At 59.8% G+C, this 13671-nt stretch carries 13 protein-coding genes; 5 read left to right on the forward strand and 8 right to left on the reverse strand.

Features of this window, described 5'->3' with window-relative positions; all coding sequences use genetic code 11:
• Positions 1-7: 7 nt before the first annotated feature.
• Both KBP52_RS07445 and KBP52_RS07450 read right to left on the reverse strand, forming a co-directional pair.
• The gene (locus tag KBP52_RS07445; protein WP_249122265.1) at positions 8-493 is read right to left on the reverse strand and encodes a hypothetical protein; all 486 of its coding nucleotides are present in this window, start codon (positions 491-493) and stop codon (positions 8-10) included.
• A 180-nt stretch (positions 494-673) separates the two neighbouring features.
• Positions 674-1549, reverse strand: coding sequence for a LysR family transcriptional regulator (locus tag KBP52_RS07450; protein ID WP_123595900.1), 876 nt, complete (start codon positions 1547-1549; stop codon positions 674-676).
• 111 nt (positions 1550-1660) lie between these two features.
• Here KBP52_RS07450 and KBP52_RS07455 point away from each other — a divergent pair, with 111 nt between their 5' ends.
• From KBP52_RS07455 to KBP52_RS07465, 3 genes are all read left to right on the forward strand, one after another.
• Positions 1661-2860 carry a YbfB/YjiJ family MFS transporter gene (locus KBP52_RS07455; RefSeq protein ID WP_212622514.1) on the forward strand — a complete coding sequence of 400 codons (1200 nt, stop codon included), beginning with the start codon at positions 1661-1663 and terminating at the stop codon, positions 2858-2860.
• Between the two features lie 61 nt (positions 2861-2921).
• Entirely contained in the window at positions 2922-3920 is a 999-nt protein-coding gene (locus tag KBP52_RS07460; protein WP_212622515.1) for an NAD(P)H-quinone oxidoreductase, read from the forward strand.
• A 112-nt stretch (positions 3921-4032) separates the two neighbouring features.
• Positions 4033-4977 (forward strand): alpha/beta fold hydrolase, encoded by a 945-nt coding sequence (locus tag KBP52_RS07465; RefSeq protein WP_077572049.1) that lies wholly within the window; start codon positions 4033-4035, stop codon positions 4975-4977.
• Here the strand turns inward: KBP52_RS07465 and KBP52_RS07470 are convergent.
• The gene (locus KBP52_RS07470) at positions 4974-6785 is read right to left on the reverse strand and encodes an ABC transporter ATP-binding protein (RefSeq protein WP_212622516.1); all 1812 of its coding nucleotides are present in this window, start codon (positions 6783-6785) and stop codon (positions 4974-4976) included. The genes KBP52_RS07465 and KBP52_RS07470 overlap by 4 nt on opposite strands.
• 19 nt (positions 6786-6804) lie before the next feature.
• Between KBP52_RS07470 and KBP52_RS07475 the strand changes: the two genes are divergently transcribed.
• A complete protein-coding gene (locus KBP52_RS07475; RefSeq protein WP_139353588.1) occupies positions 6805-7497 on the forward strand; it encodes a hypothetical protein in 693 nt (230 codons plus the stop codon).
• 159 nt (positions 7498-7656) lie between these two features.
• Positions 7657-8076 (forward strand): VOC family protein, encoded by a 420-nt coding sequence (locus tag KBP52_RS07480; protein WP_212622517.1) that lies wholly within the window; start codon positions 7657-7659, stop codon positions 8074-8076.
• 51 nt (positions 8077-8127) lie between these two features.
• Here the strand turns inward: KBP52_RS07480 and KBP52_RS07485 are convergent, their stop codons facing one another.
• From KBP52_RS07485 to KBP52_RS07505, 5 genes are all read right to left on the reverse strand, one after another.
• On the reverse strand, positions 8128-8457 hold the full coding sequence (locus KBP52_RS07485; RefSeq protein WP_016987808.1) for a hypothetical protein: 330 nt from the start codon (positions 8455-8457) through the stop codon (positions 8128-8130).
• Between the two features lie 151 nt (positions 8458-8608).
• Entirely contained in the window at positions 8609-9634 is a 1026-nt protein-coding gene (gene rtcA, locus KBP52_RS07490) for an RNA 3'-terminal phosphate cyclase (protein WP_212622518.1), read from the reverse strand.
• An 8-nt stretch (positions 9635-9642) separates the two neighbouring features.
• A complete protein-coding gene (locus KBP52_RS07495) occupies positions 9643-10431 on the reverse strand; it encodes a nucleotidyltransferase domain-containing protein (protein ID WP_212622519.1) in 789 nt (262 codons plus the stop codon).
• 15 nt (positions 10432-10446) lie between these two features.
• On the reverse strand, positions 10447-11673 hold the full coding sequence (locus KBP52_RS07500) for an RtcB family protein (RefSeq protein ID WP_212622520.1): 1227 nt from the start codon (positions 11671-11673) through the stop codon (positions 10447-10449).
• Between the two features lie 336 nt (positions 11674-12009).
• Positions 12010-13557: an RNA-binding protein gene (locus KBP52_RS07505; RefSeq protein ID WP_212622521.1), complete on the reverse strand. Its 1548-nt coding sequence runs from the start codon at positions 13555-13557 to the stop codon at positions 12010-12012.
• Between the last annotated feature and the right edge of the window lie 114 nt (positions 13558-13671).

A 13671-nucleotide genomic window follows, 5' to 3' on the forward strand; every position in this document is an offset into this window, starting at 1 on the left:
CCGTTTTCTATTGTGCTGATTCGGGTGCTTGTTGCGAAGCAGGTCTTGGTGCGCCTATATCCTTACCTACCTGGATCGCAGCGAGTGTCGTCTGCAAGGTAGTTAACACCGCTGCCTGATTGGCAAAGTGCGCCCCCACAACGACGGTGATCATTCCGAGGAAATGGACGGCTGTCGTCGCCCAGCAATGCGCCTTCACTGTCGAGGCCTGTTTGATGGCTTCTTTTGACTCTTCGGCGATTTGTTGTACGCCGTCCCACATCAAATCGTATCGTTTATCCCTCTCCATTTGAGCCTTGTCTCGCTCAGCCTGAGTCAACAGGTAAGCATCGATTCTCGCCGACACACCCTCGACCCGAGCGTCCATCCTGGTCTCGATGGTTTCGATCCTGGCATTGAACTCTTCACGACTTATAGCGTTCATGGCTTTAGCATTCCGATTTTTACTCGACAGATCACTGACTGGATTTTGACTGAATTCCGTGGTTTTCAATTCGACACCTTCCTGGGTCTACCGATACCGTCCCTGGTATTAAATCGGTGAGAGTCCAACGTCCCTCACCGAGCTGACGAAAACAATAGGCCGCATCCAGAATGCTGACAAGCCGGCAGATTCTGCCTCTGGTGTAGGCCGTTTCGTCAGAGGTTGTAGCCCTGCCAAAACAGCCTTTACCTACTCATTCTCCGACGCGAACACGTCGACAATCTGCTCAATCACCGCTCTCACCCGCGCGGTATGGCGCAGGTCCGCATGGGTTACCAGCCAGACCTCATACGGGAGCGGCGTAGTGCGCTCCGACCAGAGCCTGATCAAGCCATCGCGCTCGCCCATGTACACCGGGATTTCTCCTACACCCAACCCTGCTGCAATCGAACGACGGACGAGCAAACTGGAACCGAGGCTGGCGACGATCCGACCGCGACTCAACGGCTCCGACACCAGCGTCAGGTCCTTTTTGCTTTGCAGATACGGTTGATAGACAACCAGGTCATGCCCTTCGAACGCCGTGTCCGGCTGCGGCACGCCATTGGCGTCTATATAGGCTTGGGAGGCAAACAGCCCCACCGGCCATCGGGCAATTCGCCGAGCGATCAGGTCCGGATTGTCCGGCCGGGTGTTGCGCACGGCGATATCCGCCTCGCGCTTGGCCAGGCTGAGGATTTGCGTGGACGCATCCAGTTGCACCCGCACGTCCGGGTGCTGCTCGTGCAAACGGGCGATCGCCGGAATCAGGAAATCGATGGCCAGCGAGTCCGTGGTACTGACGCGCACCGTGCCGGTCAGGCGATCGTCCAGGCCCTGAATCTTCCGCTCCAGTTCAAGAGCCGAATGCTCCATTTTCTCCACACTTTTAAGCGCTGCTTCGCCGACGGCGGTCAAAGCGTACCCATCAGAGGTACGCAGGAACAACGTCGCGCTCAGGGACTTTTCCAGTGCCGTGATGCGCCGCCCGACGGTTGCCTGATCCACCGCCAAAACCCTCGCTGCACCCCGCAGTGTCGACTCGCGGCAAACGGCGAGAAATACCCGTGCGTCATCCCAATTCATGCTGCCTCCGTATGATGCAAATACGCATCAGCGTGCCGCTTAATCGCTGCATTAACGCAGCAACGATAGCCGATATGCTGAACGCCATAAACCTTCCGCGAGATCGCTATCATGCGCACTTCAACCTCCACCGGTATCTGGTTGCCGATCTTTGCTGGCCTGTGCGCCAGCCTGGTCAGCATCGGTCTGGCGCGTTTCGCTTACACGCCGTTGATTCCTGCGCTGATTGAAGCGCAGTGGTTCAGCGCCAATGATGTGGTCTACCTCGGCGCGGCCAATCTGGTGGGTTATCTGATCGGCGCCCTGCTGGGCCGGCCGGCAGCGCGTCAGCTCGGCAATAAAAATGCCTTGCGGCTGATGATGCTGATCGTCACCGCCGCATTTTTTGCCTGCGCGTTTCCGTTGTCGGTGAGCTGGTTCTTCGGCTGGCGGCTGCTGTCCGGGATTGCCGGTGGCGCGATCATGGTGCTGGTCGCCGCGACAGTACTGCCGCATGTTCCGGCGGCGCGTAAAGGGCTGGCCAGTGGCGCGATCTTCCTCGGCATCGGTCTCGGCATTGCCGGCTCCGGGACGCTTGTGCCGCCGCTGTTGAGCCTGGGTTTGCAGGCGACGTGGCTGGGCCTCGGGGCTTTGGCCCTGTTGCTGACGGCGCTGAGCTGGTTTGGCTGGCCATCTGATTTCCTGCACCCGGTCGTTGCACAGGAAACGGTGTCCGCAGAACCGACACCGCGCGGTGTGTACTTGCTGTTCGCTCAATACGCCTTTATGGCTGCTGGCTTGGTACCGGCGATGGTATTTCTGGTGGATTACGTGGCGCGTGGACTCGGCGCCGGCGCGCATATCGGCGCGCTGGTATGGGTGATGTATGGCTTGGGTGCGATTGTCGGGCCAGTGACTTATGGCTTTCTCGCCGATCAGTTGGGTGCACGATCGAGCATTCGTCTGGTGCTGGTTGTGCAGGCGATTGCCCTCGGACTGCTGGCGATCTCCCACTCGTTTCTGGCATTGGCGTTGCTGGCGGTGATTCTCGGTTCATTTCCGCCCGGCATTGTGCCGCTGGCCCTGGCGCGGGTGCATGAACTGGTGCCGGAGCATCATCGCCAGCAAATCGCCTGGAGCCGCGCCACGGTGTCGTTCGCTACGTTTCAGGCGCTGGCCGGTTTTGCCTACTCGGCGCTGTTCAATGCCAGCGGCGGTCACCACGCGTTGTTATTCGTCATTGCCGCTGGCGCGATCGTCGTGGCGCTGCTGCTGGAACAAGCCATGAAATGGCTGCCCGCCCCTGTTGAACCGCACTGCTGTGCACATTGAAGGGAATCATTGCCTGCGCAGCACGCTCCCACTTACACCACTCACGCCAAGAGGAACCGATATGTCCCTGCCCAATGAAATGACCCGAATCGAAATTACCGAGCCCGGCGGCCCCGAGGTCTTGCAACCGCGACGCGTGCCGCTGCCGGTCGCCGCAGATGGCGAGGTACTGATCCGCGTCCACGCCGCCGGAATCAACCGGCCGGACGCCTTGCAACGGGCCGGCAAATACCCGATGAAACCCGGCATGAACCCGATCCCCGGTCTGGAGGTGGCCGGCGAAGTCGTCGCACTCGGGGCGGGTGTCAGCCAGTTCGCCGTCGGCGACAAAGTCTGCGCGCTGACCAATGGCGGCGGTTATGCCGAATACTGCGCCGTCCCGGCCGGCCAGACCCTGCCGATTCCACAAGGCCTGGACTGGGTGCACGCCGCGGCGATCCCGGAAACCTTCTTCACCGTGTGGGCCAACCTGTTCGGCCTCGGTGGCGCCAGCCGTGGTCAACGTGCGCTGATTCATGGTGGCACCAGCGGCATCGGCACAACCGCACTGATGCTGTGCCGCGAATTCGGTATAGAAGCGTTCGCCACCGCTGGCAGCCCGGACAAATGCGCAGCGATTCGCGAACTGGGTGGTCAAGCGATCAATTATCGCGATGAGGATTTCGCTGAGGTCATCGCCGATAAAACCGCTGGCCAAGGTGTGAATGTGATCCTCGACATCATGGGCGGCTCGTACCTCAACGATAACGTCAGCGCCCTCGCGATGGATGGCCGTCTGGTCATGCTCGGTTTCCTCGGCGGCGCGCGGGCCAACGATTTTGATCTGCTGGCAATGATGGCCAAACGCGCGGTCATCACCGGATCCCTCCTGCGCGCCCGCACCGCTGCCGAAAAAGCCGCGATTGCCGATCAACTGCGTGAGCACGTATGGCCGGCACTGTCTGCCGGGCGCTGCCTGCCGATGATCGACAAGGTTTATTCGCTCAACGATGCGGCTCAGGCTCACGCGCACATGGAGGCTGGCGACCATATCGGCAAGATCGTGCTGCAGGTCGTGTGAGTGTTTGCAGCATTTGGTAATTGTTGCGCCGGGGCGGTGGTCGAAAAACTCACGCGCAGAGCGAGGCATCTGGTAAAAAGCCTTCTTTGTCTGCGCCTGAGTGAAACGTTTAATGTTCCTGTCCTTCATGACGCGTCTGCGCCGCCGCCGTTTGGCGTTCGCCTGCATGGCCGCGCTGATTATCGGCGTGCCGACCAGTTGTGCCGTGCTTGAACACACCGAACGCAAACTGCTGTTTCGCATCGAACCGGGCACGGCCGGCTGGTATCACGGCTTGCCCGGTAGCGTGCAGGAACTCGACCTGCAACCGAAGAGTTTCAAGGCCGGGCAGAACATTCATGCCTGGTGGTGGCCGGCGGAAAAGGCCAATGCGCCGGCCATTCTCTATCTGCATGGCGTGCGCTGGAACCTCACCGGGCAACTGTTCCGCATCGAACAATTGCGCGCGGCGGGTTATTCGGTGCTGGCCATCGACTATCGCGGCTTCGGCAAGAGTCACGGTGATCTGCCATCCGAAAGCAGTGTCTACGAAGATGCGCGGGTGGCGTGGGAGCGCTTCAAACTGCTGCAACCGGATCCGACCAAACGCTTGATCTATGGGCACTCCCTGGGCGGCGCCGTGGCGATCGATCTGGCGGCGGAACTCGGGCAGACCGCCGCCCGCGATCATTCCGCGCTGCCAGTGCGCGGCCTGGTGATCGAGTCCACCTTCACCACGCTGGCGGATGTCGCCGCGTCAGTCGCCAACACTTCACTGCCGGTGCGTTGGCTGCTGTCGCAGAAATTCGATTCGATCGACAAGATTGCCGACATTCACATGCCGCTGCTGGTGGTGCACGGTCTGGCTGACGCTTTCGTTCCGCCGCGTTTCAGCGAGCAACTGTTCAACGCCGCGCAACAACCCAAGCGGCTGCTGTTGGTGCCGGGCGCGACGCATAACAACAGCATGGCGCTCGGCGGGCAGAATTATCGCAAGGCGCTCGACAGCCTGATGCAGAGTAAACCGGCCCCTCGAGTGGCCGGACCTACGACTGTTCGCAACGGACGGGACACTTAACGGTAGCCGCGAGCCTGCAAATCGAACAGTTGCGCGTAATGCCCGTCAGCGGCGATCAGTTGATCGTGGCCGCCCTGCTCGAGGATTTGGCCTTGTTGCAGCACGATGATGTGGTCGGCATTGCGCACGCTGGAAAAACGATGGGAAATCAGCAAGGTCATGCGCCCTTCGCTGTGCTGGCTGAAATGCTCGAACACCGCCGCTTCGGCCGCCGGATCAAGGGCGGAAGTCGGTTCATCGAGGATCAGAATGTCGGCCTCACGGCGCATGTACGCGCGGGACAAGGCAATCTTCTGCCACTGCCCGCCAGACAATTCCTGGCCACCGGCAAACCAGCGTCCCAATTGCGTGGCATAGCCCTTGTCCAGTCCTTCAATAAAGGGTGCCGCCATCCCTTGGGCAGCCGCCTCTTTCCACCGTTGCGCGTCGTTGAACGCCAAGGTATCGCCGACGCCAATGTTTTCTCCGACGCTGAACTGGTAGCGGATGTAGTCCTGAAAAATCACGCCAATGCGTCGACGTAGCGCGGTTTCCTGCCAATCCTGCAAATCGCTGCCGTCGAGCAGGATGCGCCCTTGATCGGGGCGATAGAGCCGGGTCAGTAACTTGATCAGTGTGGTCTTACCGGATCCGTTCTCGCCGACCAACGCCATGCTCTTGCCTGGCACCAGTTGCAGGTCAATGTTTTCCAGGGCCGGCCGACTGGCACCGGGGTAACGGAAACCGACGTTTTCGAAACGCAAACCATCGCCCGGGCAGGCTCCGACCGTCAGGTGGCCGGTATCGGCCTGCACCGGTTCGGCCAGGTATTCATAAAGACTGGTCAGGTAGAGGCCATCTTCGTACAGACCGCTGATCGCACTCAAACTGCTGCTGACAGCGCTTTGGCCTTGCTTGAACAGCACCAGATACATGGTCATCTGGCCGAGGCTGATCTGGCCGTGCACGGCATCGATCACCACCCAGGCATAGGCCACGTAAAATGCAGCAGTACCGAGCAGACCGAGGCCAAAACCCCAGCCGTCGCGCCGCAACGTCAAACGGCGGTCTTCGGCATACAGCCTGGCGAAGGTGTCGCGGTAGCGTTGTAGCAACAGCGGTGCAAAGCCGAACAGCTTGACCTCTTTGATATAGGTTTCGTGGGACAGCAAGGTTTCGATGTAGCTCTGCTGCCGACTCTCCGGCGCGCGGCGGGTGAACAGTCGAAAGGCGTCACCGGAAAAATGCGCCTCGGCAAAGAACACCGGCAACGCGCCGACCACCAGCAGCACCAGCGCCCAAGGGGAAAAGTGCACCAGCAGCACACCAAAGCTGATCAGCATGATCAGGTTCTGAATCAGTCCCAACGACTTCATCACCAGCGCCAGTGGCCGGGTCGAAGCCTCGCGACGGACACGCACCAGTTTGTCGTAGAACTCGGAGTTCTCGAACTGCACCAGTGACAGGGTCTGCGCTTTTTCCAGGATCAGCGTATTGACCTTCTGCCCCAGTTGCACCCGCAACAACGACTGCTGCACCGAGAGTGCCCGTTGTGTGCCGGACAACATTGCCAACACCCCCGCCTCCAGCAACACATAACGCAACACGGGCCACAGCGGCGCACTGCCGTGTTGCGCGTGCAACTGCATCGCTGCCACCACGGCATCGACAATCCGCTGCCCCAACCACGCCGCCAGTGCCGGCAGCAACCCGGCCACCAGCGTTGCCAGCACCAGCCCGAGAAACAAGCCACGCGATGTCCCCCAAACCAAACGCAAGGCGCGCTGCGCCTGATCGAACAAGGAGGTGATACGCGATAGATCAGGCATGCGGTAATAAGCTCTGCAGATGATGACAGTGGCTCATGGTACTCCAGCGCCACCACTGAATTTCACACCGCAAAGGTTCCTCGGCATACTGGCGCCCTCCCCGACACCACGAAAAGGACTGCGTGTGTTAACCCGCCCCAAAGCTCTATGGATTTACTACCTGATCTGCTGGCTTGCCGCGCTGTCACTGCTGGCGCACATCGTTTTCACTGACTGGAAGCTGTTGAAACCGACCGACATCGGCGGCACCTTGATGGGCGGCATGAACGGGCTAGTGCTCAACGGTGGCTGGCTCATGGCCGTGACGGGGTTGTTGTTGACCTTGATCTTGCGCGCGCCGGGATCGATTTTTGCCTGCGTCGGCGCAGGCGTTTCTACCTTGGGCATTGGCTCCTTTTGCTACCTCAACTATCCAGACAATGCGGATCAGTTGATCTATAGCGTCAGTCCAGACGAAATCGGCCGAGCCATGTTGACCGGTGCAGCCTTTTTGGCCTTGGGGCTGTTCCTGCGCCCGCGCTTCAAGACCACCGCTCTACCGTCCCGCCCTCTCCTCATCGGCCAGTTCGTCGTGGCACTGCTGATCGCCCTGTTGTTTGTCGGGTTTCCGATAAACAACGCCCTGCAAAAGCCGCTGCCGAGTTGCGCATTCGATAAACAAGGCCACCAATTGTCAATTTGCCTGGGCAACGATCGCGTCATCGTCGATTAGGCAGCTCAGTGCAGTGCTAAGCCCAGCACTTCTCATAAGAAAAACGTCTGGAAGACTCTGGCCTTTCCGGCGTCCAACGCTCTGCTATGTTTTAACCGCCCTACGCGGAACCCGGCGCCCCCCCGCCACGCTCCGCACCAGACTGCCGGGAGCAGAGACATGAGAATCAACCCATACCTGATCTTCAACGGTGACTGCCGCGAGGCGTTCACCTTTTACGAGCAAGCCCTGCAGGGAAAACTCGAGGCCATGATGACGTTCGGCGAGACACCCGCCGCCGAGCATGTGCCCAAAGAGCATCACTCTCTGATCATCCATACCTGTCTGAAGGTCGGAGACCAGATGATCATGGCCTCGGACACCACGCCCGACCGCCCGACTCAAGGTATGAGCGGCTGCTCGATTTCGCTGAATGTCGACAGCATTGCTGAAGCTGAACAGGTGTTTAACGCTCTGGCCAAGGACGGGCGCATCGAGATGCCGCTGGAAGCGACTTTCTGGGCGGTACGTTTTGGCATGCTGGTGGATCGCTTCGGCGTGTCGTGGATGGTCAATTGCGAGAGCGAAAAGCAACCCTGACATTTCCTCAGGCATGAAAAAGCCCAACCTGAAAAGATTGGGCTTTTTGCGTTATCGCTGGGCCAATTCGTGGCGTACGCATTGTTCGTAATACGTCTGCTTGACCGCCGCCGGCTTGAGCTTCGACGTGCTGTTGTAGGTTTGCTCGGTAATCCCCATCGCGGTCATGCGCATCCACGGTTGCTGGAAGCGGCGCACCTGCAATTGTTTGCGTGCGCCGTACAGCGAGACGCCCGACAACTTCGATTGCTGGGCACCGGCAGCAATGTCCGAGCCCCAGGTGCAGGCAAAGCGATGGCTTTTGCTCAGTTCTTTTGCCTGCACTCCCACCGCGAAAACAGCCAGGGAAAGCGTTGCAACGGTGATGACAATCGTCCGCATAGAGCCAACCTAACCTTTTGAAAAAAGGCGATTTTGCCGGGGAAGCAAAAATCCGGGGGCCAGCAATTTGCCGCCTTTCGCGAGTTTTTTACGGACGTAAAAAAGGGCGATGGGATTTCCTGATGAAATTCCACCGCCCCTAGGCGGACTATCAATTGGCGCTGACCTCAACGCGCAATCGATCAGCGCCCTCCTCCCGACAATCAATGCGAACCGGCAAAAACAACTCTATTACTGCGATATTGCTGTGCAGATGCTCGGTCATGCGCGGCGTAGTGAAGGAGCCGCCACCGGCCAGCGCCATTGGCAGCAGCAACTGATCGGCAAGGTGCTCGGCCACCGCAGCACCACTGCGCAACCAGTCGGCAGCCTGATTGATCGCGGTGTCGGCCACTTTTTCAGCCCGTAGCGACACTTGGCCAAACGCGCTGAACACCTCGGTGACGTGCTCGAATGCGTACTCCAACAGCAACACATTGCCCGGTCCCCGCGCCGGATCGAGCGTGACATGTTGCAGCGCCGCAGGCGGCAGACTCAAACGCTTGGCCACCTGTCTCAACTCACGTTCGGCCACCGTCGGTGCCAGCCCGGCAGTCAGCGCCGATGCCTGTTGCGAAATCGCCTCGCCGCGTTCACACAGGTCCAACCGCGTCAGGTTCGACGGCTGCACGCTCACTTCAATCTCGCCACCGCCTGCCGGGACAAATCCATGTCGCAACAAGTCCAGCTCAACGTTGGCGCCCATACGCCGCAGCAGCGGCAGCCAACTGCGCGTGAGGAAATCGGTCGGCGGCGCCAGCGGGTTATGCGTGCCACCCGAGATGCGCACCCGGCTCGCCTGCGGAGCCCGCAACAGTGCCGGCAACAAGGTCTGCAACACCAGCGTGCAACTGCCGGCCGTGCCGATGGCGAACTGGTAATCGCCGGAGCGAATCGCGCCGGGTTCAAAGCTCAACGCTTGCGAGCCCAAGTGCTCACCGGAAACCGTCGCGCCACAGACCTCGGCCGCCGCCATGACCGCCGTCAAATGTTGCCTGAGCAATCCCGGACGGCTGCGTTTGGCACGAATCTGTTTAATGTGAAACGCCCGGCCTGTCACCATCGACAGGCTCAAGGCACTGCGCAACACCTGGCCGCCACCGATGGCACCGTCCAGTTCTATCACTTCCTGTTTCATTGCATTCCTTACGCGTACCGCCCGACGGTATCCCTGAGGTACCGATCCAGGCGTCGCGAGTCTTCCTGAGTTCTGAGTAATGTGGGCACTTCGCGTTCAAGCTCGGCGGCGATGAACCCGTGCAACGCCGGACGACGCGGTCCGTAGGCGCTCTCGTCGGCATTGCGTTTGAGGGCCAGCAATTCGTCGACTTCAGCGAGCAGCGCGCGGTCGTCGACGGTGGTCAGCAGGTCGGCGAACGTCATCGGTGGCCGCCCTCGCCCCTGGTCGATCCAGCGCACCGCCAGCAGCGGCCGCAGCACGTAGAAGTACTTCTTGAACCGTACGGTTTCACCTTGCAGGTAACCGCGAAAGTTCTTCTTCGCCATCGACAGATAGTGATTGCGCGCGGCGGGCGGGCTGTAGAACGCTTCGGCGAGTTCGCGCAGTTGTGTTACTTGAGCGGTTTCACTGCGATAAACCAGCGGCGAGTCGAGCCACTCAAGCAAGGTCGGATTGGATTTGCGCAACAACCCGAGGGTCTTGCGCAGTTCCCAGCCACTGACGTCGAGCTCATCGTCCAGCGGACGTTCGATCACATCACGCGGCGCATCGACCTGGACGAACCACTCAGGCTTTTCCACATAGACAAACCGCACGTCGTAATCGCTGTCGGTCGAGGCAAAACCCCAAGCCCGGCTGCCGGACTCACAGGCATACAAAACGGTGACATTGCGTTCACGCTCTATGCGCGCCAGCTCTTCCAGTACCCGCGCACGCATCGTGGCGCACAGCGGATGACGCTCTTGCAGTTCCATGACTTGCTTTCCCTTTTATCCTTTGACGCACACCACCTGACGCAAGGTGTGCAGCACTTCCACCAGCTCACGCTGGGCGTGCATGACTTTGTCGATGTCCTTGTAGGCCATCGGAATTTCGTCGATCACCGCTTCGTCCTTGCGGCACTCCACATGGGCAGTGGCGCGAATCTGATCTTCGACGGTGAAGGTGTTCTTGGCCTTGGTGCGGCTCATGGTGCGGCCGGCGCCGTGGCTGCAGGAGCTGAACGACTCTTCGTTGCCCAGACCGCGAACGATGAAACTCTTGGCGCCCATCGAGCCCGGAATAATCCCCAGCTCGCCCTTCTTCGCCGACACCGCGCCTTTGCGGGTAACCAGAACGTCCTCACCAAAATGCCGCTCTTTCTGCACGTAGTTGTGGTGGCAGTTGACCGCTTCCAGCGCCACTTCAAACGGCTTGCGAATAATCTGCCGCGTCGCCTGAATCACCGCGCGCATCATCAGCTCACGGTTTTGCCTGGCGAAGTCCTGCGCCCAACCCACCGCCTCCACATAATCATCAAAGTGCTGGCTGCCCTCTTCGAAGTAGGCCAGGTCACGATCCGGCAGGTTGGCGATGTGCTGACGCATATCCGCCTGAGCCATCTGGATGAACAGGTTGCCGATGGCGTTGCCGACACCGCGCGAGCCACTGTGCAACATGAACCAGACCCGATTGGCTTCGTCGAGGCACACTTCGATGAAGTGGTTGCCGCTGCCGAGCGTGCCGAGGTGCCCACGGTTGTTGGTGTTGGCGAGTTTCGGGTACTTGTCGGTAATCAATTTGAACCGAGGCTGCAGCCCCGCCCAGGCCTGATCGGCTTGCTGCGGGATTTCATCCCAGGCGCCCTTGTCGCGTCGCGAACGGTTTGAACTGCGGCCATGCGGCACCGCTTGCTCGATGGCGCTGCGCAAACCGAGCAGGTTGTCCGGCAAATCAGCGGCGGTCAGCGACGTGCGCGCGGCGATCATGCCGCAGCCGATGTCGACGCCGACCGCTGCCGGAATGATCGCGCCGACGGTCGGGATCACGCTGCCGATGGTCGAGCCCTTGCCCAGGTGCACATCCGGCATGACCGCCAGATGTTTGAAGATGAACGGCATTTTCGCGGTGTTCATCAACTGCTCGCGAGCTTCGTTTTCCACCGGGACGCCTTCGGTCCAGAGTTTGATCGGTTTGCCGTTGGCGACTTCGAGCAGTTGGTAAGTGTGTTCTTTCATGTCTTCATTCTTTATTCATTGGCCGATGATTCGGCGTTGTTCTGTAAGTCGCAGCGACAAAAACACAGGCACTGTGGCTCTGCCAGTTGAGCCCCCGTTGCCGGGGCGGGAGTCGAACCCGCGTTCCGATGGAGTACCTGTCGCATTCGCTGCCAATAACCGCAAAAAAGGTGGCACGACAAAAGTTGATGACTGTTGCGCGTTGCCGCGCTCCGGACTTAACCGGCCTAAGATGTACAGCCATCAGGCATTCGTGCCGTCACTGGCGCTGACAAGGGCTTGATGAGACGTCTTGGATGTAGTCCCATCGGCATTCAGCGCCGGTGATCAATCAATTCATGACGCGCTTTCGATCGCCTCGACCCAGTGCTGCGCGCTGTATTGGCCGCTGGTGAACTGCTCGATCACATCGAACACCGCATCGCTGAAACCGCCGACATTCAAGATGTCATCGCGATCCGCCGCCTGTGTTGCATGGCCTGGCTGGATGTCGATGCACACCAGTCGGGCCTGTGGGTTGAGCTTCTTGATCCGCTCCCATTGGCGCATCGTCTCGCTGGCGCCGCGACGCTGCGAATCGATCCACGATTCGTTGTCCGAGACCATGATCAACGTATCGACCCTGGCCTTGCTGTTCGCCAATCTCTTCAGCGGTGCCGAGCAGTTGGTGCCGCCGCCAAAAATCCCGGCGAGCTTCTCGGCGTTGCTGATCACACTGTCACGCGGGTTGAGCTGGATATCCACCACATCGACCTCGAACGGCATGACCCGCGCAGCCGGCTGTTTGCGCAACACCGCTGCGGCGACCAGTGCCGCCACGTCGATGCAGCGCACCTGCGAGGTCGCACCAGGGCGATAACCGGTCACCGGGCTGCCCATCGAACCCGAGACATCCGGGCAAACCACCACCGCGCCCTCAAGCATGGGCACGTTGGCCAGCGACAACTCCAGCGCCTCCTGCAAGGCGTCGCGGATCGCTGCCGGGGTGTTTTCGCCGATCATCCGATAAGCCGACAACAACTGGTACGGATACACCCGCGCCTTCGCCACTTCCTGTGGATCGGCCAACCGCGCCGCGACATATTCGATGCAACCCGGCACTTCAAATGCACCGTGCCGCGCCAGGGTGTTGAGGTTGATGCGCAGTCCCTGCCAGCCCATGTTGCGGGCTTGATTGGCCCATTGCTCCTTGCTCAGTGTTTCGTTGCCGAGCAACTGAAACGGCACCGCCGGCACTTCGTCACTCGCGCCGCTGCGAAACGCCAGCAAATCACGAGTCAACTCCGGCAAGGCTTTTGCCTCCACCGGTTTGCCGATCAACCAGGCGAAAAACGCTTCGCGCCACGCTTCGGCAGGTTTCGGGTGAACCATCTTCACCACGTCCGCCAACGACGGTTGATTGCCAATCGACGCTTGCAGCAGTTGCCGCTCGGTCGCGCTGTTCAGCCAGTTCTGCACCAGACGCTTGGGTTGCGAGCCAAGGGATTTACGCCCGGTGGCACCGCTACGGAGGATCTGTACAAAGTTGCGCAGCATCTTGCCGCTGTCTATGACTTGCTCGAAAACCTCTGGCACCAGACTTGAACGCTGCGCGGTCAATGCCGCCAGCAACAATGCCGGCATGTCTTTCATGTGACCTTTCTTGCGAGCGTAGATCGCAGCTTTCGCCACGAAGCGACTGTCCAGTTCGGCCACCAGCTTCAGCACTTGATCCAGCTGACTTTCTGCGGAGGCGTAAAAGGTCTGGTTCAGGCAACCGGTGACGGCCAATTGCGCTAGTTGGTGCTTCGGGCTGTAGGCATAAGCGCTGGCACCGGAGGCATTCAAGGTATCGCAGGCCGGCAGGTGATTCGATTGCGTGTTGAAGAGATTTGAGTTGGCCATCTTGGCGTCTCGCTGTGTTGTCCTGTTCGTTGCGATAGCTACTGCAGCGGCCGTGCCAGCTTTTGATTCCCCTCAAATAATATTTTTATCTTATTGATTTATATCGCTTTTATT

Origin of the sequence: Pseudomonas sp. SCA2728.1_7, from assembly GCF_018138145.1 — a bacterium.
GTDB lineage: Bacteria > Pseudomonadota > Gammaproteobacteria > Pseudomonadales > Pseudomonadaceae > Aquipseudomonas > Aquipseudomonas koreensis_A.